Origin of the sequence: Pseudomonas ulcerans (assembly GCF_036324125.1) — a bacterium.
Lineage (GTDB): Bacteria > Pseudomonadota > Gammaproteobacteria > Pseudomonadales > Pseudomonadaceae > Aquipseudomonas > Aquipseudomonas ulcerans.
The window spans coordinates 139,322-164,009 of sequence record NZ_JAZDQN010000003.1 but is presented as its reverse complement, the minus strand read 5'-3'; the positions used below and the strand labels follow the sequence as shown (position 1 = coordinate 164,009).

Annotated in this window: 22 protein-coding genes and 1 pseudogene; 10 read left to right on the top strand and 13 right to left on the bottom strand. The window is 64.8% G+C overall.

Annotation, left to right across the window (positions count from 1 at the left end; all coding sequences use genetic code 11):
* Window positions 1-66: 66 nt before the first annotated feature.
* Both V0R59_RS04290 and V0R59_RS04285 read right to left on the bottom strand, forming a co-directional pair.
* Window positions 67-240, bottom strand: coding sequence for a hypothetical protein (locus tag V0R59_RS04290; protein WP_330073388.1), 174 nt, complete (start codon window positions 238-240; stop codon window positions 67-69).
* Between the two features lie 63 nt (window positions 241-303).
* Window positions 304-1,212 carry a LysR family transcriptional regulator gene (locus tag V0R59_RS04285; protein ID WP_330073389.1) on the bottom strand — a complete coding sequence of 303 codons (909 nt, stop codon included), beginning with the start codon at window positions 1,210-1,212 and terminating at the stop codon, window positions 304-306.
* A 101-nt stretch (window positions 1,213-1,313) separates the two neighbouring features.
* On the opposite strand from V0R59_RS04285, the gene V0R59_RS04280 reads away from it, so the two are divergent.
* On the top strand, window positions 1,314-2,198 hold the full coding sequence (locus tag V0R59_RS04280) for an MBL fold metallo-hydrolase (RefSeq protein ID WP_330073390.1): 885 nt from the start codon (window positions 1,314-1,316) through the stop codon (window positions 2,196-2,198).
* 26 nt (window positions 2,199-2,224) lie between these two features.
* A complete protein-coding gene (locus tag V0R59_RS04275; RefSeq protein WP_330073391.1) occupies window positions 2,225-2,839 on the top strand; it encodes an NAD(P)-dependent oxidoreductase in 615 nt (204 codons plus the stop codon).
* Between the two features lie 104 nt (window positions 2,840-2,943).
* Here the strand turns inward: V0R59_RS04275 and V0R59_RS04270 are convergent, their stop codons facing one another.
* Complete coding sequence (locus V0R59_RS04270) at window positions 2,944-3,819, bottom strand: LysR substrate-binding domain-containing protein (RefSeq protein ID WP_330073392.1); 876 nt, start codon at window positions 3,817-3,819, stop codon at window positions 2,944-2,946.
* A gap of 116 nt (window positions 3,820-3,935) precedes the next feature.
* Here V0R59_RS04270 and V0R59_RS04265 point away from each other — a divergent pair, with 116 nt between their 5' ends.
* The gene (locus V0R59_RS04265; protein ID WP_330073393.1) at window positions 3,936-5,573 is read left to right on the top strand and encodes a 5-guanidino-2-oxopentanoate decarboxylase; all 1,638 of its coding nucleotides are present in this window, start codon (window positions 3,936-3,938) and stop codon (window positions 5,571-5,573) included.
* Here V0R59_RS04265 and V0R59_RS04260 read toward each other — a convergent pair.
* Window positions 5,570-6,484, bottom strand: a complete 915-nt coding sequence (locus tag V0R59_RS04260) for an AraC family transcriptional regulator (RefSeq protein WP_330073394.1) — start codon at window positions 6,482-6,484, stop codon at window positions 5,570-5,572. The genes V0R59_RS04265 and V0R59_RS04260 overlap by 4 nt on opposite strands.
* Window positions 6,485-6,789: 305 nt before the next feature.
* Here V0R59_RS04260 and V0R59_RS04255 point away from each other — a divergent pair, with 305 nt between their 5' ends.
* Together V0R59_RS04255 and V0R59_RS04250 are read left to right on the top strand one after the other, a co-directional pair.
* Complete coding sequence (locus V0R59_RS04255) at window positions 6,790-7,083, top strand: antibiotic biosynthesis monooxygenase family protein (protein ID WP_330073395.1); 294 nt, start codon at window positions 6,790-6,792, stop codon at window positions 7,081-7,083.
* 38 nt (window positions 7,084-7,121) lie between these two features.
* Window positions 7,122-7,352: a hypothetical protein gene (locus V0R59_RS04250; protein WP_330073396.1), complete on the top strand. Its 231-nt coding sequence runs from the start codon at window positions 7,122-7,124 to the stop codon at window positions 7,350-7,352.
* A gap of 9 nt (window positions 7,353-7,361) precedes the next feature.
* Here V0R59_RS04250 and V0R59_RS04245 read toward each other — a convergent pair whose 3' ends face one another.
* On the bottom strand, window positions 7,362-7,967 hold the full coding sequence (locus tag V0R59_RS04245) for a flavin reductase family protein (protein WP_330073397.1): 606 nt from the start codon (window positions 7,965-7,967) through the stop codon (window positions 7,362-7,364).
* Window positions 7,968-8,082: 115 nt separating this feature from the next.
* Window positions 8,083-8,328, bottom strand: a pseudogene (locus V0R59_RS04240) (hypothetical protein); the annotation flags it as partial.
* A gap of 337 nt (window positions 8,329-8,665) precedes the next feature.
* Between V0R59_RS04240 and V0R59_RS04235 the strand changes: the two are divergent.
* Window positions 8,666-9,418, top strand: coding sequence for a COG4705 family protein (locus tag V0R59_RS04235; RefSeq protein WP_330073398.1), 753 nt, complete (start codon window positions 8,666-8,668; stop codon window positions 9,416-9,418).
* Window positions 9,419-9,492: 74 nt separating this feature from the next.
* On the opposite strand, the gene V0R59_RS04230 is transcribed toward V0R59_RS04235, so the two are convergent.
* The 4 genes from V0R59_RS04230 to bglX all read right to left on the bottom strand — a co-directional run bounded on the left by V0R59_RS04230 (window position 9,493) and on the right by bglX (window position 16,536).
* Entirely contained in the window at window positions 9,493-10,818 is a 1,326-nt protein-coding gene (locus V0R59_RS04230) for an MFS transporter (protein ID WP_330073399.1), read from the bottom strand.
* Between the two features lie 274 nt (window positions 10,819-11,092).
* Window positions 11,093-12,427 (bottom strand): sigma-54-dependent transcriptional regulator, encoded by a 1,335-nt coding sequence (locus tag V0R59_RS04225; RefSeq protein ID WP_330073400.1) that lies wholly within the window; start codon window positions 12,425-12,427, stop codon window positions 11,093-11,095.
* A complete protein-coding gene (locus tag V0R59_RS04220; protein ID WP_330073401.1) occupies window positions 12,421-14,178 on the bottom strand; it encodes an ATP-binding protein in 1,758 nt (585 codons plus the stop codon). The genes V0R59_RS04225 and V0R59_RS04220 overlap by 7 nt, the downstream gene beginning before the upstream one ends.
* A 60-nt stretch (window positions 14,179-14,238) precedes the next feature.
* The gene (gene bglX, locus V0R59_RS04215; RefSeq protein ID WP_330073402.1) at window positions 14,239-16,536 is read right to left on the bottom strand and encodes a beta-glucosidase BglX; all 2,298 of its coding nucleotides are present in this window, start codon (window positions 16,534-16,536) and stop codon (window positions 14,239-14,241) included.
* A 186-nt stretch (window positions 16,537-16,722) separates the two neighbouring features.
* On the opposite strand from bglX, the gene V0R59_RS04210 reads away from it, so the two are divergent.
* The 4 genes from V0R59_RS04210 (at window position 16,723) to V0R59_RS04195 (ending at window position 20,090) form a co-directional block, all read left to right on the top strand.
* Window positions 16,723-17,319 carry a LemA family protein gene (locus tag V0R59_RS04210; protein ID WP_330073403.1) on the top strand — a complete coding sequence of 199 codons (597 nt, stop codon included), beginning with the start codon at window positions 16,723-16,725 and terminating at the stop codon, window positions 17,317-17,319.
* On the top strand, window positions 17,319-18,056 hold the full coding sequence (locus V0R59_RS04205) for a TPM domain-containing protein (protein ID WP_330073404.1): 738 nt from the start codon (window positions 17,319-17,321) through the stop codon (window positions 18,054-18,056). Before V0R59_RS04210 ends, V0R59_RS04205 begins: the two co-directional genes overlap by 1 nt.
* 144 nt (window positions 18,057-18,200) lie before the next feature.
* Window positions 18,201-18,818, top strand: a complete 618-nt coding sequence (locus V0R59_RS04200; protein ID WP_330073405.1) for a TPM domain-containing protein — start codon at window positions 18,201-18,203, stop codon at window positions 18,816-18,818.
* Window positions 18,819-18,872: 54 nt separating this feature from the next.
* Window positions 18,873-20,090, top strand: coding sequence for a class I SAM-dependent methyltransferase (locus V0R59_RS04195; RefSeq protein WP_330073406.1), 1,218 nt, complete (start codon window positions 18,873-18,875; stop codon window positions 20,088-20,090).
* Between the two features lie 39 nt (window positions 20,091-20,129).
* On the opposite strand, the gene V0R59_RS04190 is transcribed toward V0R59_RS04195, so the two are convergent.
* The 3 genes from V0R59_RS04190 to V0R59_RS04180 form a co-directional block, all read right to left on the bottom strand.
* Window positions 20,130-20,954 (bottom strand): hypothetical protein, encoded by an 825-nt coding sequence (locus tag V0R59_RS04190; protein ID WP_330073407.1) that lies wholly within the window; start codon window positions 20,952-20,954, stop codon window positions 20,130-20,132.
* A 383-nt stretch (window positions 20,955-21,337) separates the two neighbouring features.
* Window positions 21,338-21,583 carry a hypothetical protein gene (locus V0R59_RS04185; RefSeq protein WP_330073408.1) on the bottom strand — a complete coding sequence of 82 codons (246 nt, stop codon included), beginning with the start codon at window positions 21,581-21,583 and terminating at the stop codon, window positions 21,338-21,340.
* A 439-nt stretch (window positions 21,584-22,022) separates the two neighbouring features.
* Complete coding sequence (locus V0R59_RS04180) at window positions 22,023-24,578, bottom strand: TonB-dependent receptor (protein ID WP_330073409.1); 2,556 nt, start codon at window positions 24,576-24,578, stop codon at window positions 22,023-22,025.
* Window positions 24,579-24,688: the final 110 nt, after the last annotated feature.

The following is a 24,688-nucleotide window of genomic DNA, read 5'->3' as shown; positions in this document are numbered from 1 at the left end:
ACTGATAGCTTGCTAAGGATCAGGTGAAGATTGTCTGTGCCGGTGCGTGGCGATCAGTGGCGCTGCCTACCTCAAGGCGCTCAACGTCGCCGTATGCGGTACGCAATGCGCCAGCGAGCAACTGGCCGCCGACCAGGGCTGGTTGCGCGTCTGTTCCACGCGCCAGGCGGCGGTGGCATAGAGCCCCATGACAGCGGCGATGGCGAAGACGATGGCGCATTTCCTGGATTTGACACCCATGATGCCGACCTCCTGCAACCCACACGTTCTGTTACCAGCGTAGTCCAGCACCGGCGCGCCTGCTCAGGTCAGCCCGCGATCCCACTCCGGCGGATCGCTGAATCGCTCGGCGAGAAAGTCCAGCATGCTGCGCAAGGTCGCCGGCATGTGCTTGCGCGAGGTGTAGACCGCATTGAGGTTCAGCGTCCGCGGTTTCGCCTGGGGCAGCAGGCGCACCAGCTCGCCCGCGCGGATCGGCCCGTGGGCCAGGTAGGTCGGCAGCATGGCGATACCGACCCCGGCCAGCGTCGCCTGCTGCAGGGTCAGCGCTTCGTTGGCGCTGATATTGCCGTGGATCGGCACCGAGACGCTTTCGCCGTCCACCTCGAAGTGCCAGAGGCTGTGGCCGAAGTAGGAGTGGGTCAGGCAGTTGTGTCCGGAAAGGTCCTGTACCACCTGCGGCGCCGGATGCTCGCGCAGGTAGCCGGGCGACGCGCAGATCACCGAGTGACAGGTGCTCAGGCGCCGGGCGATCAGGTTCGGGTCGATGTCGTTGCTGGTGCGGATCGCCAGGTCGATGCGTTCGTCCACCAGGTTAACGGTGCGGTCGAGCATCTGCAGGTCGACCTTCACCTGCGGATAACGCCGTACGTACTCGGCGATGGCGTCCACCAGCTGTGCCTGGCCGAACGAGGTGCTCACGCTGATGCGCAACTCGCCGCGCGGCGCCTGGTCCGGGGCGCTGACCGCGGCTTGCAGGTCGCCGGCCAGCTCCAGCAGTTGCCGGCAGCGCGGCAGGGTTTCCTTGCCGGCGGCGGTCAGGCTCAGCTTGCGCGTGGTGCGCTGCATCAGGCGTGCGCCGACCCAGTTCTCCAGGTCAGCCAGGTAGCGGGAAATCACCGGGCGGGAAAGGTCGAGATGATCGGCGGCGGCAGACTGGCTGCCGAGGTCGACGACGGTGACGAAGACCCGCATGGCGGTAAGACGGTCCATGGATATGTCCGGTTTCAGAAACAAACTATGTCGAAGCATCGCATTTTTTGCTGTGAATCGTGCAACTAAGCTGTGGCCATCAACTTGCACAGGATTCCCCGATGCTTCGTCTCTTCTCCCCACGCCGTCTGCTCCTGGCCTTCGTCGCCTTGCTCTGGGTCGCCCGCGCCACGGCCGCCGAGGCGCCATTGCAACTGACCGTGTACAACCCCGGCACCGACGCGCTGTTCCCGGTCACCTCGGTGATCGTCAGCGGTGCACACGATGCCGTCCTGGTCGATGCCCAGTTCGGCAAGGCCCAGGCCGAGCAGGTGGTGGCCCGGCTCAAGGCCAGCGGCAAGACCCTGACCACGATCTACATCAGCCATGGCGACCCGGACTACTACTTCGCCCTCGACACCGTGCTGCGCGCCTTCCCTGGCGTGCGGGTGGTGGCGTCGAAGCCGACCGTCGAGCACATCAAGCAGACCATGGACGCCAAGCTTGCCTACTGGGGCCCGCAGATGGGCGCCGACAAGCCGCAGCGCCTGGTGCTGCCCGAGGTCCTGGAAGGCGATCGGCTGATGCTGGAAGGGCAGGTGTTGCAGGTGGTCGGTCTCGACGGACCGCAGCCGGATCGCAGCTTCGTGTGGATTCCGTCGATCAAGGCGGTGGTGGGCGGCATCCTGGTCGCGGAAAACCAGCACGTGTGGATGGCCGACACCCAGACCGCGCAATCCCATGCCGACTGGCTGGTTGGCCTTGAGCGGATCGAGCGCCTGGAGCCGAAGATCGTAGTCCCTGGGCACTACCTGGGGCAGAGCAGCCGTTCGCTGGAAGCCGTGCGCTTCACTGGCAACTACATCCGCGCCTTCGATGAGGAAACGGCCCGTGCGGCCAATGCCGACGCCCTCATCGCGGCGATGAAGAAACGTTACCCGGGCCTGGGCGAGGAAAGCTCGCTGGAGCTGAGCGCCAAGGTCGCCAAGGGCGAAATGCAGTGGTAAGTCATTCACATCCGTCTGGAGGTTTTATGAGCAAGATCGCAATCATCGGTGCCACCGGCCGTGCTGGCGGCCAGTTGCTGGAAGAGGCCCTGCGCCGTGGCCACAGCGTGACCGCCATCGCGCGCAATCCGGCGAAGCTGGAAGGTCGTGCCGGGGTGACCCCGGTGGCACTCGACATCAAGGATGCCGCCGCGCTGCAACAGGCGCTGGCCGGGCATGACGTGGTGCTGAGCGCCGCGCATTTTTCCGGGATTCCTGCCGAGACCCTGCTGGGCCCGGCGAAGAAAGCCGGGGTAAAGCGCGTGCTGGTGGTGGGCGGAGCGGGCAGCCTGCTGCTGCCGGATGACACGCGGGTGATCGACAGCCCGGATTTCCCCGAGGCCTACAAGGCCGAGGCCAGTGCTGGCGCGGTGTACCTGGAGACCCTGCGCCAGGAGAAGGAACTGGACTGGACCTTCCTCTCGCCGTCGGCGGAGTTCGTCGAAGGGCCGCGGACCGGCAGCTACAAGCTGGGCAAGGATCACCTGCTGATCGGTGCGGACGGCAAGAGCTGGATCACCTTCGCCGACTACGCCATTGCCTTGCTGGATGAAGTGGAGCAGCCGAAGCATTCGCGGCAGCGCTTCACGGTCGGCTACTGAGTTGAATTGAGGGCCTCATCGCGGGTGAACCCGCTCCTGCCTGTTCGGTGCAAATCCCAGGATATGCATTGAACCTGTGGGAGCGGGTTTACCCGCGATAGGGCTCACCGCCGACCGGCCTGCCCCTGCAACCACTCCAGCAACTCCACCAACCCAGGCGCCGTCACCTTCCCCGGCAGCACCAGGTAATACGCCTTCCCCGTCGCCACCCTCAAGCCGAACGGCATGACCAGCCGCCCACTGGCCAGGTCCTCGCCGATCAACGCCCAGTCCCCGATCGCCACCCCGGTTCCCTGCGACGCCATGGCCATCGCCATGTCCAGGGTCTCGAAATGCTGGCGCTTGCCCTGGATCTCCAGCCCGCTGCCGGCCGCTTCCAGCCAGGTCTGCCAATCCCGTTCGTCCCGCGCGGGATGCAGCAGCATCTGCCCGCGCAGATCCGCCACCTCGCGCAACGCCAGCTTGCCCGCCAGCAACTGCGGCGAGCACACCGGGGTCAATTCCTCATCGAACAGCTTCAGTACCTGCCCGGCCTCCGGTTCGGCCCCGTAGACCACTGCCGCGTCGAAGCCCTCGCGGCGAAAATCCACGCCATGCTGGATGGTGGTGGTCAGCTCTACCGGCACATCCGGGCGCAACGCCTGCCATTCCATCAAGCGCGGCAGCAGCCAGCGCATCACGCAGGTCGGCGCCTTGAGCTGCAAGGTGCCGTGAGGGGTGCCGATCTGCTGCACGCCGTCCTCGATCAGGGCGAACACCTGCTGTACCCGCGGCAGCCATTCCTGGCCTTCGCGGGTCAGGCTCAGGCCACGGGCCTGGCGGATGAACAAGGGGTAGCCGAGGTGTTCTTCCAGCCCGGCGATCTGCCGGCTGACCGCACCCTGGGTAAGGTGCAACTGCTGCGCGGCGCGGGTGAAGTTGCAGCACTGGGCGGTGACGAGAAAGGTGTGCAGGGCGGGCAGGGGCGGGAGTCGTTTCATTGTCGTAAGCCATGATCTGGGCGCATGGCTAGTATGAGGAAGTTTGCATTGTGCCGGTAGCCACCGGGCGGTCCAATGAAGCCCTTGTTCCAACTAAAGACAACAGGCGAACGAACATGGCGACTTGCGGCGAAGTGCTGGTAAAACTCCTCGAAGACTACGGTGTGGACCATGTCTTCGGCATCCCCGGCGTGCATACCGTGGAGCTTTATCGCGGCCTGGCGTCGTCGCGCATCCGCCACGTCACCCCGCGCCACGAGCAGGGCGCCGGCTTCATGGCCGACGGTTATGCGCGCACCCGTGGCAAGCCGGGGGTGTGCTTCATCATCACCGGCCCGGGCATGACCAACATCACCACGGCCATGGGCCAGGCCTACGCCGATTCGATCCCGATGCTGGTGATTTCCAGCGTGCAGTCGCGCAATGCCCTGGGCGGTGGTCGCGGCAAGCTGCACGAACTGCCGAACCAGAGCGAACTGGTGTCCGGCGTCGCCGCGTTCTCCCACACCCTGATGAGCGCCGACGACCTGCCGCAGGTGCTGGCCCGTGCCTTTGCCGTGTTCGAAGGAGCGCGCCCGCGCCCGGTGCATATCGAGATTCCGCTGGACGTGATCGTCGAGGACGCCGATCACCTGCTCAACGTCGAGCCCGTGCCTGTCGACCGTGCCGGTGCCGCCCCCGCGCCGGTGGCCAGAATGGCCGCAATGCTCGCCGGCGCGCGCCATCCGCTGATCCTCGCCGGCGGCGGTGCGATTGCCGCCAGTGCCTCGCTGACCCGCCTCGCCGAGTACCTGCAGGCGCCCGTCGCACTGACCATCAATGCCAAGGGCATGCTGCCATCCGACCATCCGCTGCTGATCGGCTCGACCCAATCGCTGGTCGCCACCCGAGAGCTGGTGCGCGAGGCCGACGTGGTCCTGGCCATCGGCACCGAGCTGGCCGAGACCGACTACGACGTGACCTTCAAGGGTGGTTTCGAGATCCCCGGCAGCTTGCTGCGCATCGATATCGACCCGGACCAGACCGTGCGCAACTACCCGCCGAAGCTGGCGCTGGTGGCCGATGCGGCGGCGGCCAGCGACGCGCTGCTGCATGCCCTGGCCGAGTTGCCGGCACCGGTGCGTGCCGGCGACTGGGGCCCGGCACGCGCCGCGCGCCTGCGAGAAACCCTGGCCGGGCTGTGGGATGACGCCGCCCAGGCGCAGACCCTGTTCCTCAAGAGCATCCTTGAAGCCCTGCCGCAGGCGGTACTGGTGGGCGACTCGACCCAGCCGGTGTACACCGGCAACCTGACCCTCGACCTCGATCACCCGCGTCGCTGGTTCAACGCCTCCACCGGCTACGGCACCCTCGGCTACGCCCTGCCGGCGGCCATGGGCGCCTGGCTGGGCAGCGCGGAAGAGCCGGCCCGGCGCCTGCCGGTGGTGTGCCTGATCGGCGACGGCGGAATCCAGTTCACCCTGCCGGAGCTGGCCAGCGCCGTGGAAGCGCAGGTACCGCTGATCGTCCTGCTGTGGAACAACCAGGGTTACGAAGAGATCAAGCGCTACATGGTCAACCGTGCCATCGAACCGGTGGGCGTGGATATCCACACCCCGGACTTCGTCACCATCGCCAGGGGCTTTGGCTGCGTGGCCGAGGCCGTGCATGAAGTGGACGCCTTGAAGGCGGCACTGGTAGAAGCCGCCGGTCGCCAGGGCCCGACGCTGATCGAGATCGACCAGCGCCGCTGGACCGAAACCGTGCTCGCCTAGATCGCGTTGCGCAGGCGCGCCATGTCCCGCAACGGGGGCGCGCCGTACAGCCGGCTGTATTCCCGGCTGAACTGCGAAGGGCTTTCATAACCCACCCGATACCCCGCCACCGCCGCCTCCAGGCCGTCGTTGAGCATCAACCGACGGGCTTCCTGGAGGCGCAGCTGTTTCTGGTACTGCAACGGACTCATCGAGGTCACCGATTTGAAGCGGTGATGCAGGGCCGAGACGCTGAGGTTCACTTCCCTGGCCAGTTCCTCGATGCGCAGCGGCTTGTCGTAGTGATCGTTGAGCCACTGGATGGCCTGGCAGACCCGATGGGTCTGGCTGTTGGCCATGGCGATTTCGTACAGGCGATGCCCTTGCTTGCCGCGCAGCAGCCGATAGAGGATTTCCCGGCGGATCAACGGCGCCAGGACCGGTATGTCCTTCGGCGTGTCCAGCAGGCGGATCAGGCGAATCAGGGCATCCAGCAGCGCCGGGTCGAGTCGCTCGACGAATAGCCCGCGTCCGGAGGCCGAGGGCACGCCCATGGGGCCGGCGTCGGCGATCAGGTTGTTGATTTCCGCCGGGTCGATGTCCAGGCGGATGCCAAGGCTCGGGTTCTCCGGGCTGGCGTCGAGGTAGACCCCGCTGATCGGCATCGCCACCGACACCACCATGTAGTGCAGCGGGTCATAGACATAACGCTCGTCGCCCAGGTGCACGGCCTTGCTGCCCTGGGCCAGGATGCACAGGGCGGGGTGGGCCAGGGTTGGCATCGAGCGGATGTTTTCTTCGTGGCGGACCAGGAACAGGTCGCGGATCGCCGAAGGATCGTTAGCCACTGGCGCGGCATGGCGGCGGACCAGGTCGGCCAGGGTTTCGCGCAGGGATTCGAGCGCGGGATCGAGCGGTTCGACGACTGACATGGAGAAGGTTCCTCGGCGGATTTTTGCAGCATAGGTTTGTGCAAGTCCTGGCGCTAGCCGAAAGCTGTCGGGTTCTTGCACGATCCTGCCGAACGGTACGGCTTGTCACCAAATTGAAGCGATTGCGCTTGCCCGAAGTGGGGCCGACGGATGCGAGGGTACTCCACGAACCCGGTGTGGGGTGCAAGGGAGACATGCAGGATCAGGCAATTCGCCGACAGCATCCGCCTAACGTCGGTGGCGGCGCGCTGGCTAATCTTGGCAGCCTGGCAAGTTTCCCCTGGCCGCTTTAAGGAGCACTGAACATGACGACATCTCGACCGGTCAGCCATCTTTCCTTCGTGCGCGCCAGCGCGGGCCGTTCCGCCGAACTGGGCGAGCGTCTGCAACAACTGCGCGAGCCCACCCGCACGACCCCGGGTTGCCTCGGCTTCAGCCTGCAATGCTCGACGTCCGACAGTCATCTCTGGTTGCTCAGCAGCCAGTGGCAGGACCAGTCGGCAATGAACGACTACTTCAACTCGCCCAGCCTGCAACTGTTCGGCGAATTGGTTCAGGCGCGGGTGCTGGACAGCCTCGACCTGCACACCTTCAGCTAGAATGGCGGCCTTTTTCGCAATCACCGGGTTTGACGACAATGGCGCGCAGGGTATTCGTAGGGTTTGAAGCGGTCTCGGCAATGGTGCCGACCGAGGGCGGTTACCACGCCGCGATCGCGGTAAAGGGCCTGGGAGCCGTGGGCGCACCCACCTTCCACAAGGTGCTGGACGGCCAGGTATTCAAGACCGCCATGGCCGCCGACGAGGCAGCCAGTGCCGAACTGGAACGCCTGCAAGGCGTCAGCGCCGACGCCGAACTGGTCTGGTAGGCGCCCGCCTCAGGCCTGCGGGCGGCTCATCTTGAACAGCTCGCCCAGCTCGAAGTAGTCCGCCGGTCCGCCGCCGCGCAGGATCGGCCGGGCAGCGGCGGTGTCGTAGATACCGTCCTTGAGCAGATGCTCGGCGATATGCACCGCCACTACCTCACCCAGGACCAGCCAGCTCGGCACCAACTGCTGGTCGGCGCGTTGCAGCTGGATGATCTGGCTCACCTTGCACTCGAACGACACCGGGCTTTCCTGCACCCGCGGCACCGCAATCACCCGTGACGGCGCCGGGGTCAGTTGGCTCAGGGCGAACTCGTCGACCTCCGGCGGCACCGCCGCGCAACTCTGGTTCATCGCTTCGGCCAGTGGCCGGGTCGCCAGGTTCCAGGTGAACTCGCCGGTCTGCTCGATGTTGTTCAGGCTGTCTTTGCGCCCGACGCTGCAGAAACCGACGATTGGCGGGATGTAGTTGAAGGCGTTGAAGAAACTATAGGGCGCCAGGTTCAGGCGGCCCTGGGCATCCTGGGACGAGATCCAGCCGATCGGGCGCGGGCCGACGATGGCGTTGAACGGATCGTGGGGCAGGCCGTGGCCTTTTGCGGGTTCGTAGTAGTACATCGAGCGGGCCTTGGGACGGGAATACGGAGCGTTCTAGTGTGCCAAGAGTGTCGGCCGCTGAAAATGACTAAGCCCGGCCGAAGCCGGGCTGTGGAAGGTGAAGCTTCAGGTCTTAGCTGAAGCGGTGTGCCTGGGTGCGGTCGAAACCATCGGCGGCGAATTTGGCGCCGTTGGTGCGATCGAAGCCGTCTTCGGCGAATTTGGCAGCGCCGGTACGGTCGTAGCCATCTTCAGCGACAGCGGCGGCGTGAGCTTGCGGGTGGCTGAAGTTGTGGCTGCCGGTGCGGTCGGAACCGTCGGCGGCGAAGGCGTTGGCGGTCAGTACAGAGAAGGCCAGGGTCAGGATCAGTTTGCTTTTCATGGTGGTTGCTCCGGGGTAGTGAGTTGAGTTGCTTGTTTCTATGGAGTTGATGCTACGCCGATTAATTTGATTAAAAAGCGCAAAAAATCGGCCATAAAAATCAAATAAATAGATCAATTGATCGGCATAAAACCCTGTGGGAGCGGGTTTACCCGCGATTACGTCCGTGGGCCCACTACCGCAATCGCGGGTGAACCCGCTCCCACAAGTGGCCTCTGGTGCTCACTGGAAAAATGAAAGATTGTTCACCCACGCTTTTTTCATTTCCCACTGACCCATTTTTCATTGGCCCATGAGCAGTCTTCGCGGCATCTGACCCCGGAGAGCGACACGCACAATGAATAAACTCCCGCAAATCACCCTGGCGTTCTGGATCATGAAGATCTGCGCCACCACCCTCGGCGAAACCGCCGGCGACCTGCTATCGATGACCCTGAACGTCGGCTATGCGCTGAGTTCGATCATCCTGATCAGCCTGTTCCTCGCCACGCTGCTGGCCCAGCTGGTGTCGCGCAAATACCATCCGGCGCTGTACTGGCTGGTGATCCTCTCCACCAGTACCGCCGGCACCACCATGTCCGACTTCATGGACCGCACCCTGGGCCTGGGCTATGCCACCGGCTCGGCGATCCTCATCGGTATCCTCGCCCTGACCTTCGCCCTGTGGCGGATGAGCGGCAACACCTTGAACGTCAATCACATCAGCAGCCGGCGCGGCGAGATCTTCTACTGGGTCGCGATCCTGTTCTCCAACACCTTGGGCACGGCGCTGGGCGATTATCTGGCGGACGACTCGGGGCTGGGCTTTGCCGGCGGTGCGCTGTTGATCGGCTCGGCGATCTGCCTGGTGGTGATCGCCCGTTATGTGACGAAGATTTCCCCGGTGGCGCTGTTCTGGATCGCCTTCGTCCTGACCCGGCCGTTCGGCGCCACCCTGGGGGACTTCCTGACCAAGCCGTATGAGAAGGGCGGGCTGGACTTCGGCACCGTGGGTTCGTCGGCGGTGCTCGGCGGGGTGCTGTTGCTGATGGTAGGGATGGCGTACTTCTACAACACCCGGCGCGTGCAGCGGGTAGCGCAAAACGCCTGACCCGGCATGCATGAAAAAGCCCCCGGCCTTGCGGCCGGGGGCTTGGTGTTTCAGCGAATCACTACATCAAGCAATCAGTCGGTGACGATCCGCGAATGCTTCTGGGTGTCCTTCATGAACACATACACCAGCAGCGAAATGGCGATACAGCCGGTGACGTACCAGTAGTAGCCGGTCTCCATGCCGTTGCTCTTGAACCACAGCGCCACGTACTCGGCGGTGCCGCCGAAGATCGATACGGTCAGGGCATACGGCAGGCCCACGCCCAGAGCGCGGATCTCGGTGGGGAACAGCTCGGCCTTCACCACGGCGTTGATCGAGGTGTAGCCGCTGACGATGATCAGCGCCGCCATGATCAGGAAGAACGCGCCCCACCAGGTCTGCACGGTATGCAGGGTGGACAGGATCGGTACGGTGAAGATCGTCCCCAGCACGCCGAAGGCGATCAGGATCGGACGCCGGCCGATCTTGTCGGACAGCCCGCCGATCACCGGCTGCAGGCACATGAACAGGAACAGGGTGGCCGCCGAGATCATGGTCGAGTCGGTGATGCTCATGCCCACCGTGTTGACCAGGTACTTCTGCATGTAGGTGGTGTAGGTGTAGAAGGCCAGGGTGCCGCCCATGGTCAGGCCGACCACGGTGGCGAGTTCCTTCGGATGGCGCAGCAGGGTGCGCATCAGGCTTTCCTTGGCTTTCGGCTTTTCCTTCCTGGTGAAGGACTCGGTCTCTTCCATGCCACGACGCAGGTACAGCGCGACCACCGCGCACAGCGCGCCGATCACGAAGGGTACGCGCCAGCCCCAGGCGTAGAGCTGTTCGGTGGTCAGGGTCTGCTGCAGGATGATCAGCACGGCCAGGGCGATGAGCTGGCCGGAAATCAGGGTGACGTACTGGAAGCTGGAGAAGAAGCCACGACGTTCCTTGGTCGCCATCTCGCTGAGGTAGGTGGCGGAGGTGCCGTATTCACCCCCCACCGACAGGCCCTGCATGAGGCGGGCGATGACCAGCAGGATCGGCGCGGCGACGCCGATGGTCTCGTAGCCCGGGGTCAGGGCGATGACCAGGGAGCCGAAGCACATCAGCAGCACCGAGGCCATCAGCGCGGCCTTGCGGCCCTTGCGGTCGGCGTAGAGGCCCATCAGCCAGCCGCCGATCGGGCGCATGAGGAAGCCCACGGCGAAGATCGCGGCAGTGTTGAGCAGTTGTGCGGTGGTGTCGCCGGCCGGGAAGAAGGCCTTGGCGAAGTACAGGGAAAACGCGGCGTAGACGTACCAGTCGTACCACTCGACCATGTTGCCGACCGATCCGCTGAAGATCGATTTGAGACGACTGCGAGTGGTTTTTTCCGGTGCGGACGTGGCGGCCGCCCCGGCAGGCAGGGTGGAAGAGTTATCCATTGGACGGGACCTTCATCGTTGTTTTTGTGGAGCGCGTTGGGAACGCAGCCTGCGGGGGCTATAGCAGGAGGTGTGCCAGGAAAAAAACCGCGGCCCCATCGCGGGTGAACCCGCTCCCACAGGACCTGGGAAAGCCGCGGAATACGGACTCGACACAGACTTTGTGGGAGCGGGTTCACCCGCGATGAGGCCGGTACAGTCAATAACGAAGAAGGGTCGAGTAAGCGGATTTCCGCTTATCGCTTGTGACTACTAAGCGGATTCCCGCTCATGTTCAGGAGCGTTCGAGAAAGTCTTCCCGCACCAGCCCATGCCGCTGCATCTTCTCGTTCAAGGTCCGCCGTGGCAGTTGCAGCTCTTCCATCACGGCCTTGATCTCGCCCTTGTGCCGACGCAACGAGGTGCGCAGGCAGTTGGCCTCGAAGGCTTCGGTCTGTGCCGCCAGCGAAGGATCGCTGGCCACCTGCGGCGCCGCCGGATCGCTCAGGCCCATGGCATGCCGCTCGGCGGCATTCGCCAGTTCGCGGACATTGCCCGGCCAGTCCTGCCCAAGCAGTTGACCCAGGTGGGCGATGCTCAGCGGCGGCGCCTGGCGGCCGACCCGTTCGGCGGCTCGTCGCGCGAAATGCTCGAACAGCAAGGGGATGTCCTCGCGCCGTTCGCGCAACGCCGGCAAACGCAGCTCGGCGATATTCAGCCGATACACCAGGTCTTCGCGGAAACGCCCGGCACGCGCCTCTTCCAGCAGGTCCGGCTTGGTCGCGGCGACGATGCGCAGGTCCACGGCGATGCTCTGGTTGGCGCCAAGGCGCTCCAGCTTCTGCTCCTGGATCACCCGCAACAGCTTGGCCTGCTGGGCCAGCGGCAGGCTTTCGATCTCGTCGAGGAACACCGTGCCGCCGTTGGCGTATTCCAGCTTGCCGATGCGCTTGCCCTGGGCCCCGGTGAAGGCGCCGCTCTCATGGCCGAACAGTTCGGCCTCGAACAGGTGCTCGGGAATCGCCGCGCAGTTGAGCGCCACGAAGGGCCTGGCCGCGCGGGGGCCGAAGTCATGCAGGCAACGGGCGACCTGCTCCTTGCCGCTGCCGGTCTCGCCACGGATCAGCACGTTGACCGGCAGCCCGGCCAGCTCCAGCACCTGGCGACGCAGTTGCTGCATGCCCTGGGTCATGCCCAGCAGGGTGGCTTCGAGACGGCTCTTCAGGTCGGCCTGCTCGTGCAGGCGGCGGTTTTCCAGGACCAGCCGGCGTTTCTCCAGGGCGCGACGCAGGCTGCCCATCAGGCTGTCCGGGCTGAAGGGCTTTTCCAGAAAGTCGTAGGCGCCGTTGCGCATGGCTTCCACCGCCATGGGCACGTCGCCGTGGCCGGTGAGCAGGATCACCGGCAGGTCGGCATCGCGGGCCTGCAACTCGCCGAGGAAGTGCAGGCCATCCATGCCGGGCATGCGCACATCGCTGAGGATGACGCCGGGGAAGTGCTCCGGCAGCGCGGCCAGGCAGTCCTCGGCGCGGCTGAACAGCTGCACCTGGAAGCCCGACAGGCCCAGCCACTGCTCGACCGCCGTGCGGATGCTGGCTTCATCGTCGACGACTATCACCGAGTTCAACATGCAGGCTCCGGGTCGCGGGAAAGGGTGAAGCTGAAGCGGGCGCCGCCAGGCTGGTTATCCACCTCCAGGCGGCTGCCGGCCTCGTGGATGATGCCATAGGAAATCGCCAGGCCCAGCCCCAGGCCTTCGCCCACCGGCTTGGTGGTGAAGAACGGGTCGAAGACATTGCCCAGATGCTCGGCCGCGATGCCGCCGCCGCTGTCCAGCACGCTCAGGCGCCAGCCGCCGTCTTCGCCGTCGATACGGATCTCCAGGCGGCGGAAACCCTTGTCGGCCATGGCGTCGAGGGCGTTGCGCAGGAGATTGATCAGCACCTGCTCCAGGCGAATCGCATCGCCGCGCACCCAAGCCGGGCGGGCCAGGTACAGCGCGGTGCTGACGTTCTCGGCGCGGATCCGCGCATCCAGCAATTGCAAGGCATGGTCGACCACGGTGGCCAGGTCAAGGCGCTCGCGCAGGCCGCTGGGGCTGTTGCGGGCGAAGGTCTTCAGGTGGCCGGTGAGCGAGGCCATGCGCGTCAGCATCTGCTCCAGCGGCACCAGGGACTGGCGGGCGTCGTCTATGCGGTCGTTGTCCAGCAGCAGGCGCAGGGTCGCCAGTTGCATGCGCTGGGTGGTCAGCGGCTGGTTGAGCTCGTGGGCGAGGGCCGCGGACATCTGCCCCAGTGCCGCCAGCTTGGTCGACTGCACCAGGCCCTCCTGGGCGGTGCGCAGGTCGCGGGTGCGTTCCTCGACCAGTTGCTTGAGCTCTTCGCGGCTGCGCTGGCGCAAACGCGCGAGGCGCATGCGCTGGCTGACGAACAGCGCGGCGAACACCAGGCTCAGCCAGATCGCCGCGGCCGCCAGGGCGGCATTGCGCCCGTCATTGCCGGTCTGTGGCTGGCGCAGCAGGTGCAGGGTCCAGCCCTCGCTTTCCAGCGGCAGGCTTTCCCAGAGGTAGTCGAGCGTGCCTTGCGGACCCTGCACGCGCACCAGGTTGCTGTTGTCGTCGAAGCGTTCCAGGACCTGGCGTTGCAGCGGCACCAGGGCCTGCTTGTCGTACTGGCGGGTCTGCTCCAGTTCGTTGAAGTCGTGGGCCGACAGGGTGTTCAGCTTGCGGTAGCGCCAGCCGTCCTGGTTGGCGATGAAGAGGATGCCGCGCCCGTCGCTGACCAGGACGATGTCGTTGCCCTGGCGCCATTCGCGCTCCAGCTCGGGAAACTCCAGCTTGACCACCATGGCGCCGAGAAAGCCCTGCTGCTCGTCGGTGACCGCGCTGGACAGGAAGTAGCCGGGAATGCCGCTGGTCACGCCGACCGCGTAGAAGCGCCCGGTGCCCTGGCTGCGGGTCTGCTTGAAGTAGGGGCGGAAACCATAGTTGTGGCCGACGTAGGTACTGGGCAGGCGCCAGTTGCTGGCGGCCACCGCCAGGCCGGTACGGTCGAGCAGTTCCAGGGTCGAGGAATTGGCCGCGCCGTTGATGCGCTCCAGCTTGCGGTTGAGCAGGTCCTGGGTTTCCTGATCGACCGTGCCGCGCAGGGCGCTGATCAGTTCCGGGTCGAGGGCGAGCACCGCCGGCAGGGCGCGGTAGCGTTCGATCAGGGTATGCAGCGAGTTGGCGTACAGGCCCAGTTGCTGGCTGGCCCGGGTGGCGTCCTCGACCATGGCCTGGCGCTGCGCGTGATGCATGGCCAGGGTCGCGGCGATCAGGGTGCCGGCGCTGATCGACAGCAGGATCAGGCCCAGGCGCAAGGTGCGAAAGGAAAGGGTCATGGGGAGCGATCCGGGCGATGGGGAAGGCCGGATGGCGCTTCCCCGTGGGGCTGGAGGCGCTTACAGCAGCTCGAAGCTCTGTTGCTGCACCGACTCGGAATCCAGGCCGACCTGCACGTTGAACTCGCCCGGTTCCGCGGCGAACTTCAGCTGGCTGTTGTAGAACTTCAGGTCGTCCTCGCCGATACGGAAGGTCAACACCCGTTCTTCACCCGCCTTGAGCATGATCTTCTGGAAGTTCTTCAACTCCTTGACCGGGCGGCTCATCGACGCGGCGACGTCCTGCACGTACAACTGCACCACGGTTTCGCCGTCGCGCTTGCCGGTGTTCTTCACGGTAACGCTGGCTTCCAGGCTGGCGCCTTGCTTCAGGGTCTTGCTCGACAGGGTCAGCGGCGACACCGAGAACTCGGTGTAGCTCAGGCCGTAGCCGAACGGATACAGCGGGCCGTTGGCTTCCTCGAAGTACTGCGAGGTGTAGTTGCCCGGCTTGCCCGGGGTGAACGGCCGGCCGATGCGCATGTGGTTGTAGTACATCGGGATCTGTCCCACCGAGCGCGGGAAGGTGATCGGCAGCTTGCCCGACGGGTTGTAGTCGCCGAACAGCACGTCGGCAATGGCATTGCCGCCCTCGGTCCCGGAGAACCAGGTTTCCAGCACGGCGTCGGCCTGCTCGCGCTCCCAGCCGATGGACAGCGGACGGCCGTTCATCAGCACCAGCACCAGCGGCTTGCCGGTGGCCTTCAGGGCCTTGATCAAATCGCGCTGCACTTCCGGGATTTCCAGGGTGGTGCGGCTGGAAGACTCGTGGGACATGCCACGGGACTCGCCGACCACGGCCACCACCACGTCGGACTGCCTGGCGGCCTTGACCGCTTCGTCGATCAGCACGGCGGCCGGGCGCGGGTCGTTGACGATTTCCGGGGCGTCGAAGTTGAGGAAGTTCAGGTAGTCGAACATCGCCTGGTTGCCGGTGATGTTGGAACCCTTGGCGTAGACCAGTTTCGCCTTGTCGCCGACGGCGCGGCGCAGGCCTTCGCGGACGGTCACCGAGTGCACCGGCTTACCGTCGGCGGCCCAGCTGCCCATCATGTCGATCGGCGCATCGGCCAGCGGGCCGACCAGGGCGATGGTCCCGGATTTCTTCAGCGGCAGGGTCTGCTGGCGGTTTTCCAGCAGGACCAGGCCACGCCGGGCCACGTCGCGGGCCGCGTCGCGGTGCAGGCGGGCGTCGGCGTAGTAGTCCGGCACGTCGTTCTCGGGCTTGCCGATGCGTACGTACGGATCCTTGAACAGGCCCATGTCGTACTTGGCGCCGAGCACTTCGCGGACCGCCTGGTCCAGCTCGGCCTGGCTCACTTCGCCGGACTTGAGCAGCCCCGGCAGCTCTTCGCCGTACAGGGTGTCGTTCATGCTCATGTCGATGCCGGCCTTGATCGCCAGCTTGGCCGCCTCGCGACCGTCGCGGGCGACGCCGTGGCGGATCAGCTCCTGGATCGCGCCGTGGTCGCTGATGGTCACGCCATTGAAGCCCCATTCCTTGCGCAGCAGGTCGTTCATCAGCCAGGTGTTGGAGGTGGCCGGCACGCCGTTGATCGAGTTCAGCGCCACCATCACCCCGCCGGCACCGGCGTCGATGGCCGCACGGTAGGGCGGCAGGTAGTCGTTGTACATCTTCGGCAGGCTCATATCGACCGTGTTGTAGTCGCGCCCGCCTTCCACCGCGCCGTACAGGGCGAAGTGCTTGACGATGGCCATGATGCTGTCGTGCTCGGCCGGGCTCTTGCCCTGGAACGACTCGACCATCACCTTGCCGATCTTCGAGGTCAGGTAGGTGTCTTCGCCAAAGCCCTCGCTGGTGCGGCCCCAACGTGGGTCACGGGCGATGTCGACCATCGGCGCGAAGGTCATGTCCAGGGAGTCGGCGGCGGCCTCGACGGCCGAGGTGCGGCCGACCGTGGCGATGGCCTTCATGTCCCAGGACGAGGCCATGCCCAGGCCGATCGGGAAGATGGTGCGGTTGCCGTGGATGGTGTCGTAGGCGAAGAACATCGGGATCTTCAGGCGGCTGCGCATGGCGGCGTCCTGCATCGGCCGGTTCTCGGGCGCGGTGCGCGAGTTGAAGGTGCCGCCGATGCGGCCGGCGGCGATTTCCTCGCGGATCTTCTCCCGCGGCATTTCCGGGCCGATGGAGATCAGGCGCAACTGGCCGATCTTCTCGTCCTGGGTCATCTGGCCCAGCAGGTGGTCGACGAAGGCTTTCTTTTCCTTCAGGTGCGCGGCAGCGGCGGAGGTGTCGGCCAGGGCCGTCTGACTGGCCAGGCTGACGAGCAGGCCCAGCAAACACAGCTTCTTCATGAATTCTGTTCTCGTGGCTCGCGCCGGTATTCACGGGAGATACCGACCAGCCGAAATTGGGGGAGCGGCTATTGTTGTAGTTTGCTGGGGCACGTTTGTAGCCGATTGGGCCCGCACTATCCAGCGGCGGTCACGGATTATGCCTCAAGTCAGGTAGTTGAACAGTCATCCAAGGAGCGTTACCCGATGCTTGCGATCTCCCGTGGCAAACCCTGGTTGCTGATCCTCCTCGCCAGCCTGCTGGCCGGCTGCGGGATCAACAACATTCCCAGCTACGACGAGCAGGTCAAGGCCGCCTGGGGCCAGGTGCAGAACCAGTACCAGCGCCGCGCCGACCTGATTCCCAACCTGGTGGCGACGGTCAAGGGCTACGCCGCCCACGAGCAGGCCACCCTCACGGCGGTGATCGAGGCGCGGGCCAAGGCCACCTCGATCCAGGTCGATGCCAGTACCCTGAACGATCCGGAAAAGATCAAGCAATTCCAGGCGGCCCAGGCACAACTGACCGGGGCCCTGAGCCGGCTGATGGTGGTTGCCGAGCAGTACCCCAACCTCAAGGCCGACCAGAACTTCCTGGCCCTGCAGTCCCAGCTCGAAGGCACGGAAAACCGCATTGCCGTGGCGCGCAAGGACTTCATCGCCGCGGTGCAGAAGTACAACACCGAGATCCGCACCTTCCCCGGGCGCATCTGGCACAGCCTGATGTACAGCGACTTGCCGCTGCGCGAGAGCTTCGAGGCCACCAGCGCCGATGCCGACAAAGCGCCTGAAGTGAAGTTCTGATGCGTCCGTTGAAGGTCGTGGTCCTGCTGGCGCTGCTCTGTGCGGCGCTGGTGGTGCGCGCCGAGGTGGTGTTCCCGACGTTGAGCGGGCGGGTGGTGGACGACGCCAACCTGCTCGACGCTCACACCCGCGCCCAACTCGGGCAGATGCTCGAAGCCCATGAGCAGGCCACCGGCGAGCAGGTGGTGGTGGCCACGGTGCCCGACTTGCAGGGCCTGGAGATCGAGGACTACGGCTATCGACTGGGCCGGCACTGGGGCATCGGCCAGAAGGGCAAGGACAACGGCGCGCTGCTGATCGTCGCGCCGCAGCAGCGCAAGGTGCGTATCGAAGTGGGGTATGGGCTGGAGGAGCGGCTGACCGATGCGCAGTCGTCGGTGATCATCAATCGCATCATCCTGCCGGCGTTCAAGCGCGGAGAAATGAGCCAGGGCATCGTCCAGGGCAGCGCGGCGATTCTCCAGGTGCTCGGCGGCAACCCGCTGGCGCAGCCGTCCCGCGTCAGTTCGGCGGACGGCGAGGGCGAGCCGCCGTCGCTGTGGGCGATTGGTCTGTTCATCGTGCTGGTGGTGGTCGTGCTTTATCTTCAGGGGCTCGGCGGCGGTGGCCGGCGCGGTGGCCCTGGGGGCGGTTTTGGTGGCGGCTTCGGCGGGCTGGGTGGTGGCGGTCGCGGCGGGGGTGGTTTTGGTGGTGGCGGTGGCAGCTTCGGCGGCGGTGGTTCGTCCGGTAGCTGGTAGTTCCACCCTTTGTAGATCAAGCGCGGACCCTGTGGGAGCGGGTTTACCCGCGATTGCGATAGTGAATGCACCGCCGTCATCGCGGGTAAACCCGCTCCCACAGGATCCGCATCGTGCTTTTGAAATTGTCTTTGAAGGAAGCCCATGGCACTACTCAACGAATTCCAGCAACGCCAGGTCGCCGAAGCCATTGCCGAGGTCGAGCGGCACACCGACGCCGAGCTGGTCACCGTCCTCGCCCGCAGCGCCGACGACTACGCCTACGTCCCGCTGGTCTGGGCCAGCCTGCTGGCGCTGCTGGTACCGGGATTGCTGTATTACCTGACCGGCTGGTTCAGCGCCCACGGCCTGCTGCTCACCCAATGGCTGACCTTCATCGTGCTCGTGCTGGTCCTGCGCCTGCCGCTGTTCACCAGCCGCCTGGTACCGCGGCGGGTGCGCCACTGGCGGGCGTCCAACCTGGCGCGGCGGCAGTTTCTCGAACAGAACCTGCACCACACCGCCGGGCGCACCGGGGTGCTGATCTTCGTCTGCGAGGCGGAGCGCTACGTGGAAATCCTGGTGGACGACGGCATCGCCGCGCGGCTCGATGACCAGGTGTGGGACGCCCTGGTCGCCGGCTTCACCGCCCAGGTCCGCGCCGGGCAGACCCTCGAAGGCTTCCTCACCTGCATCCAGGCCTGCGGCGAACTGCTCAAGGCGCATGTCCCGGCCACCAGCGATCGCAACGAGCTGCCCAACCGCCTGGTGATCCTCGACTGAGCGCCGGCCCTCCACGTAAAATGCCCGGCATCTACCCCGAGGCACCCAATCCCCATGTCCGCTACCCCCAACGCCCAGGCCGCGCCGGATGCCCGTGCGCAGTTTCTCGCCGTGCTCGCCGAGAGCCTGCAACAGCAAGCCTTCGTCAAACTGGTGCTGGCCCGCCATGTCGGTGCCGAGGCCGACCTGCAGCGCATCACCGCCAAGCCGCTGACGGTCAAGGGCACGCCGAGCCTGCAGTTCGTCCATCGCTACAAGACCCGCGACATCACCCGCAACCTGCCGCTGGACGAAGCCCTGGCGCAGATCGCCGAATGGCTGCCGGGCGCCTTCCGCAATGCCCACCTGCTGACCCTGGCCGACGAAGTGCAGCTGGAGTTCACCAAGAAGGGCAAGCCGATGCTGCACCGCAACGCTGCCCAGCAGGTGCGCCAGGCCGCAGGCGGCGAGCACGACCGGGAGAAGAAGCGTTACCTGGAACTGAGCCGGCCCTTCCTCCACGACCTCGGCGTCACCGACAAGCAGCAGGCGCTGATCCCGGCGATGTCGCGCAAGTGGAAGCAGATCAACAAGTTCATCGAAGTGTTTTCCCACGCCTTCAGCAGTGTGGCGCTGCCGCCAGAGCAGGCGGTGCGGGTGGCGGACTTCGGCTCGGGCAAGGGCTACCTGACCTTCGCCATCCATGACTACCTGTGCAACACCCAGCAGCGTGCGGCCCAGGTCACGGGCGTGGAGCTGCGCCCGGACATGGTCGAACTGTGCAACGCCGCCGCCGGCCGCCTGGAGCACCCGGGCCTGGTGTTCGAACAGGGCGACGTGCGCAGCGTGGTGCCGGCCGAGATCGACGTGATGATCGCCCTGCACGCTTGCGATATCGCCACCGACTACGCGATCCACACCGGCATCCGTTGCGGCGCGGCGATCATCATGTGCTCGCCGTGCTGCCACAAGCAGATCCGCCCGCAGTTGAGCAGCCCGGGGTTGCTCAAGCCGATGCTGCAATACGGCCTGCACCTGGGCCAGCAGGCCGAGATGCTCACCGACAGCCTGCGCGCCCTGTACCTGGAAGCCTGCGGCTATGACGTCAAGGTGTTCGAGTTCATCTCGCTGGAGCACACCAGCAAGAACAAGATGATCCTCGCGACCAAGCGCAAGGAGGCGGGAGACCCGTCGGCGCTGCTGGAGAGGATTGCCGAGTTGAAGGCGTTCTATGGCGTGTCGGAGCACTGCCTAGAGACGTTGCTCAAGGCTGATGGGCTGATCGCAGAGTGAGCGATGCCGGGGACATCGCGTCCCCGACATACGCGAGTCTCAGCCGTGTTGGGTGTTTTGCAGCAGTGTCGCCTCGAATCCTCCATAACCGTAGAAAAACTGCGGGTTCGGTTCCGGGGCCAGTTTCACCGAGGCGGAGGCCTGAAAGATGACTCGCTCGAAGCGTGTGTCGTCAAGGCCGGTGTAATACTCCTGCGGGACTCGAAAGTAATAGTCTTCTCCGGGCTTGCCAGGCGACGAAAATACGATGTTTGCCAGGGTGTACTGCATTCCTTCACGGATCCCCAGTGCCGACCACAGGAACGACACTCTCTGGTAATCGCGAATGTTGTCGATCGGGGTGTAATGGACGCGGATGCCGTCGGGATAGTCCTTGGGATCGAGCACGCTACCCTCCCGCAATCCATCGACGGTCATCTTGCCGAATACGAGTTCATTGGCCACCTGAACAGTGACCGGTTCGCCAATCGTGACGCTGCCGTCAGGCTGCACGATTTCATGCTCGATCAGTACCCTCTGACCCTCTGCCTCCCACAGCCACGGGCTTTTCAGGCGAAGGCGGACATTCGCGGGTTCATCTCCGGTCATGTGGTAGGTCTCCAGGTGTGTATCGTTTCCGCTTTCCGGTGTCCAGCGCATCCCCAGCACCGTGCCTGCAGGCAGGCCCAAGGATGCGATCTCCAGAGAAAAACTGACGAGACCCTCCCCGATAACGTCCAGTGGCAGGATGATGCCCCAAGGGGCAACATCGAGCATGTAGAACTCCGACAACCAATACACGCAGTGAATGCGTGACTGGGTGGCGGCCGCTGTTCCTTGTGAGTGTGGTTGTTGAAGCCCTTCGAAGGACGTGACGATTTGCATGTCTGGCTCCCTGGAGGCGCGTAGGAGTGCCCCCGCAAAGAGAGGTGCCACGGGTGCCGTACCCGTGTAGCAAAGGTGGGGATGCACTGTCGGCCCCGTTGTTATCAGCGCGATAGCGACGGCGAACGACTCTGCTAGGGAGCGGATGGAGAGACCCGGCGAGTGCCGGGTGGTTTGCTGAGTATAGCTAGGGGAGTTGGTGGTGGCTCAGCCTGGATGAGTGTGGCGATCTACACATTGGGCACTCATCGGCATGTAGCTGTCAGTTTTGAGCTGCGGGTAAGACGATTCAAAAGAGGTATGCCCATCGCTGGCGAGCTCCCACAGGGTTCTGTTCCAGCCGCGGAATTCGTGGACGGCGCGAACCCTGCGGGAGCAGGGCTTCACTCGATCGGCACCATCATTGGCGTCTTCGACTGGGCCAGGGTCAGCATGGCTTTGCTGATCTTCAGGTTGAGGATGGCGTCTTCCAGTCGGTGCTGGTGTTCGAGGTGCGCCTGCTCGGGCAGGAGCTTCACCAGGCGCAAGGCGTTTTCGAGGTTTTTCTCGGCGTGCTGGATGGCGTCGTTGTGGGAGAGGTTGGGGCCTACGCAGAGTTCGTAGGGTGGATCGGGGACGATTTTCTTCATGGGTGCCTCGGTTATGTCGTTCTCCAGAGGTCACCACTTTCCGCCGCTAAACGAATGGGTGGCGACCGTGCGTGGGTTAGCAGACCGAGGACATAACAACCCGGCGCACCCGAAGGTGCCCACACGCACGGCCACCATGAAGGTGTCCTGACGAAGGTCGTTATGTCTTGCGGACTGCTAATCCGGTCATCGTTTTGCGACGACCGGCGAAGACTAGGCAGCGTTTCCACAGGACGCAACCACCAGGCGGGGGCGGGGAGTATGCTTGGGAAATTGCCTACAAGAAAGTCGGAGATAGGTGAATTTTCGTAGCGAGATACGACGGTGTTGTGCTCTCGGGCCTCATCGCTGGCAAGCCAGCTCCCACAGGTTTCTCCGCCGTCCTTGAGTGCGGCGCGGCACCTGTGAAAACCGGCTTGAAGCAGGCATCGGATCCTGATCAGAAGAACCGCGTCACACTGATCTTCGCGTTGCGTCCCACGCTGTACACGTTGTCGTCGCTGAGCATCGGCGCGTAGTCGCGGTTGAACATGTTATCCAGGGTGAAATTGACCTCGGTGCCCTTCAGGTAAGGCTGCTGCGGCTTCCAGCTGGCGAACAGGCCCTGGACGTTGTAGGCCTCGTTGGCGCGGTGGTCCCAGGAGGAGTCGCCCAGGGCGCTGCCGACCGAGCCTGCCGGGTACTTGTCGCTCGGCAGACGATCGGTCTGGCGTACCCACAGGCCTTTCCAGCCCACCACGGCATCCCACTCGGGAATCTTCACGCCCAGTCGTGCCACCCATTTCGGCGCGGGCACATCACGTGCCCAGACATCCGGACCCCAGGGGTTGGTGTAGGCACCTTCGTGCTTGCCGGTCATCCAGGTGTAGGACAGGGTGCCGAACAGGTAGGTCGAGTCGTAGAAGCTCTCCACCTCGAAGCCCTTGTAGGTCACGCCGTCCAGGTTGCGGTAGTTGCCGATCAGGTAGTTGCCGCAGTTGCTGCTGATATTGCCACCGGTGACGGTCTGCTTCTGGCACTCGATCCCCAGGTTCTTGAAGATCTCGTCCTTGATCTTGTTGTGGAACAGGGTGGTGCGCACTTGCAGGTTGTCGTCGCTTGTGAACAGGCCGGAGAAGTCGGTGACGTTACCCAGGCGCAGGGCGGTGATGCGTTCCGGATCGAGGTCGCGGCTGGTGGAACTGCGGGTACTGGCCGCGCTCTGCACTTCGTACTGCTCGTCGATCACCGGGGCGCGCCAGGTCTTGGAGTAGTCGGCGAAGAAGGCGACATCGTCGGTGGCGTGCCAGAACAGCGACAGGCGCGGCGACCAGCCGGTGTAGGTCTTGGCGCTGTAGTCATGCCCGGCGGAGGCGACGTTGTAGTACGGCGCATCGTTCTTCTCGCCACGGTTGCGCACGTGGTCGTAGCGCAGCGACGGGGTGATGGTCACCTGGCCTATGGTGATGGCGTCCTGCACGTAGGCGCTGTTGGTGTCCACCTTGCCGTGAGGCATGAAGTTCGGCTGGAAGTGGCCGTAGTTGTAGGCGGCGGTGTTGTAGGTGTTGCCCGGCATCCACATCTCGGTTTCACGGGCATGGCGATGCAGCTCGACACCGGTGGTCAGCGCGTGCTCCAGCACGCCAGTGCTGAACTGCGCGGTGTTGCGCACTTCGAAGTTGCGGTCCTTGTACTCGGTGTCCATCTTCCGGCCGCCGGTGGCGAGCTGGAAGAACGCGTTGGCGCCGCGCTCGTCGGTCTGGTCGACGTCGGACTCGGAGTAGCTCACCTCCAGGTTGACCAGCGGGTTGTCCACCGGCTGGTAGCGGTACTTGGCCGACCAGGTGGTGTCGATGGTCTCGCGCTGGGCCAGGTAGCGGCGGATGGCGTCCTTGTAGCCGTAGCGGTCGATGTTGGCCTGGGTCGGCGGCGTCGAATAGTTGGTCGACGAGTAGCGGGTCATGCGCTCGTTCTTCGAGCGCGAGTACGACAGGCCCAGGGACTGTTCTTCATCGAGCTGGAAGTTCAGCTTGAACAGGCCGCCTTCCAGGTCCTGGGCGCTGTCGGGCAGGCGCTTGGGATTGATCGGGTACTGGTTGCGCGGGTCGGGCAGGGACGAGGCCAGCTTGAAGTCGTCGCCATCGCGCTTGGTCAGGTAGGCCAGGGCGTCGATGCGGCGGTCTTCGGTGCGACCGAACAGTGCGGTGCTGTAGACCTGCTGGTGGTCGTTGCTGGAGTAGCCGTACTTGACCATGGCGCCGCTGTCGCGACCTTCCTGCAGCAGGTCGGGGGCGTCCTTGGTGGTCATGTGCACGCTGCCGGCGAGGCCGCCGTTGCCGACGAAGGGCGAGTGCGGGCCTTTCTCCACCTCGATGCTCTTGATCAGCTCGGGCTCGATGAACATCGTGCCTTGCTGGTAGCGCTCGAAGCCGGTCTTGGTGGCGCCGTCGACGGTCAGTTGCACATCCTCGGCTTCACCCATGCCCCAGATATTGATCTTCTGCCCGCCGGGCATCATGGAGCCGGTCATTTCCACGCCGGGCAGGGTGCTCAGCAGCGAGGGGACGTTGTTCGCCTGTTCGCGGTCGATGTCGCGCTGGGTCAGGGTCGAGCGGCCGACGGTGGCCGGAGTGACCTGCTGGCCGTCGCCGACGATGCTCATGGCGCCGAGCTGGATGCCGCTGTTGGCGTTGCCGGGAGGGGTGGTCCGGGTTTCCCTGGGACGCACCACGTAGGTGTTGCCGACCTTGACCAGGGTGAACTGGCTGCTGGCCAGGAGGCGGGTGATCGCCTCCTCGGCGCTGAACTGGCCGTTGAGGGCCGGGGCGGCGACGTTGCGCAGCAGCGCCTCGTCGAACAGCAGTTGCACCTTGGCCTGCTGCGCCACCTGGCTCAGCGAGGCGGCCAGCGGCTGCGCCGGCAAGTGCAGGGCTACCTCTGCGGCCTGGGCCTGCAGGCTCAAGGCCAGGCAGGCGGCCAGCAACGTTGGCTTGGACGCTCGAAACGCACGAAACATGAAAATCCCCCAAACGGCCAAAGGCCAAAAAAAGACGGTGTCGACGGCGCAGTCGGGGAGGAAGACGCAGGGGGCGGGAAAACCCTCACATGCGAATGAAAAATATTCTC

What these genes read in the sequence shown, in the direction of transcription:
- V0R59_RS04205 (WP_330073404.1), top strand. Translation starts at nt 17,319, where the DNA reads ATGCGTCCGTTGAAGGTCGTGGTCCTGCTGGCGCTGCTCTGTGCGGCG.
- V0R59_RS04200 (WP_330073405.1), top strand. Translation starts at nt 18,201, where the DNA reads ATGGCACTACTCAACGAATTCCAGCAACGCCAGGTCGCCGAAGCCATT.
- V0R59_RS04230 (WP_330073399.1), bottom strand. Translation starts at nt 10,818, where the DNA reads ATGGATAACTCTTCCACCCTGCCTGCCGGGGCGGCCGCCACGTCCGCA.
- V0R59_RS04285 (WP_330073389.1), bottom strand. Translation starts at nt 1,212, where the DNA reads ATGGACCGTCTTACCGCCATGCGGGTCTTCGTCACCGTCGTCGACCTC.
- V0R59_RS04220 (WP_330073401.1), bottom strand. Translation starts at nt 14,178, where the DNA reads ATGACCCTTTCCTTTCGCACCTTGCGCCTGGGCCTGATCCTGCTGTCG.
- V0R59_RS04185 (WP_330073408.1), bottom strand. Translation starts at nt 21,583, where the DNA reads ATGAAGAAAATCGTCCCCGATCCACCCTACGAACTCTGCGTAGGCCCC.
- V0R59_RS04290 (WP_330073388.1), bottom strand. Translation starts at nt 240, where the DNA reads ATGGGTGTCAAATCCAGGAAATGCGCCATCGTCTTCGCCATCGCCGCT.
- bglX (WP_330073402.1), bottom strand. Translation starts at nt 16,536, where the DNA reads ATGAAGAAGCTGTGTTTGCTGGGCCTGCTCGTCAGCCTGGCCAGTCAG.
- V0R59_RS04250 (WP_330073396.1), top strand. Translation starts at nt 7,122, where the DNA reads ATGGCGCGCAGGGTATTCGTAGGGTTTGAAGCGGTCTCGGCAATGGTG.
- V0R59_RS04245 (WP_330073397.1), bottom strand. Translation starts at nt 7,967, where the DNA reads ATGTACTACTACGAACCCGCAAAAGGCCACGGCCTGCCCCACGATCCG.
- V0R59_RS04225 (WP_330073400.1), bottom strand. Translation starts at nt 12,427, where the DNA reads ATGTTGAACTCGGTGATAGTCGTCGACGATGAAGCCAGCATCCGCACG.
- V0R59_RS04195 (WP_330073406.1), top strand. Translation starts at nt 18,873, where the DNA reads ATGTCCGCTACCCCCAACGCCCAGGCCGCGCCGGATGCCCGTGCGCAG.
- V0R59_RS04265 (WP_330073393.1), top strand. Translation starts at nt 3,936, where the DNA reads ATGGCGACTTGCGGCGAAGTGCTGGTAAAACTCCTCGAAGACTACGGT.
- V0R59_RS04270 (WP_330073392.1), bottom strand. Translation starts at nt 3,819, where the DNA reads ATGAAACGACTCCCGCCCCTGCCCGCCCTGCACACCTTTCTCGTCACC.
- V0R59_RS04275 (WP_330073391.1), top strand. Translation starts at nt 2,225, where the DNA reads ATGAGCAAGATCGCAATCATCGGTGCCACCGGCCGTGCTGGCGGCCAG.
- V0R59_RS04260 (WP_330073394.1), bottom strand. Translation starts at nt 6,484, where the DNA reads ATGTCAGTCGTCGAACCGCTCGATCCCGCGCTCGAATCCCTGCGCGAA.
- V0R59_RS04210 (WP_330073403.1), top strand. Translation starts at nt 16,723, where the DNA reads ATGCTTGCGATCTCCCGTGGCAAACCCTGGTTGCTGATCCTCCTCGCC.
- V0R59_RS04235 (WP_330073398.1), top strand. Translation starts at nt 8,666, where the DNA reads ATGAATAAACTCCCGCAAATCACCCTGGCGTTCTGGATCATGAAGATC.
- V0R59_RS04180 (WP_330073409.1), bottom strand. Translation starts at nt 24,578, where the DNA reads ATGTTTCGTGCGTTTCGAGCGTCCAAGCCAACGTTGCTGGCCGCCTGC.
- V0R59_RS04280 (WP_330073390.1), top strand. Translation starts at nt 1,314, where the DNA reads ATGCTTCGTCTCTTCTCCCCACGCCGTCTGCTCCTGGCCTTCGTCGCC.
- V0R59_RS04190 (WP_330073407.1), bottom strand. Translation starts at nt 20,954, where the DNA reads ATGCAAATCGTCACGTCCTTCGAAGGGCTTCAACAACCACACTCACAA.
- V0R59_RS04255 (WP_330073395.1), top strand. Translation starts at nt 6,790, where the DNA reads ATGACGACATCTCGACCGGTCAGCCATCTTTCCTTCGTGCGCGCCAGC.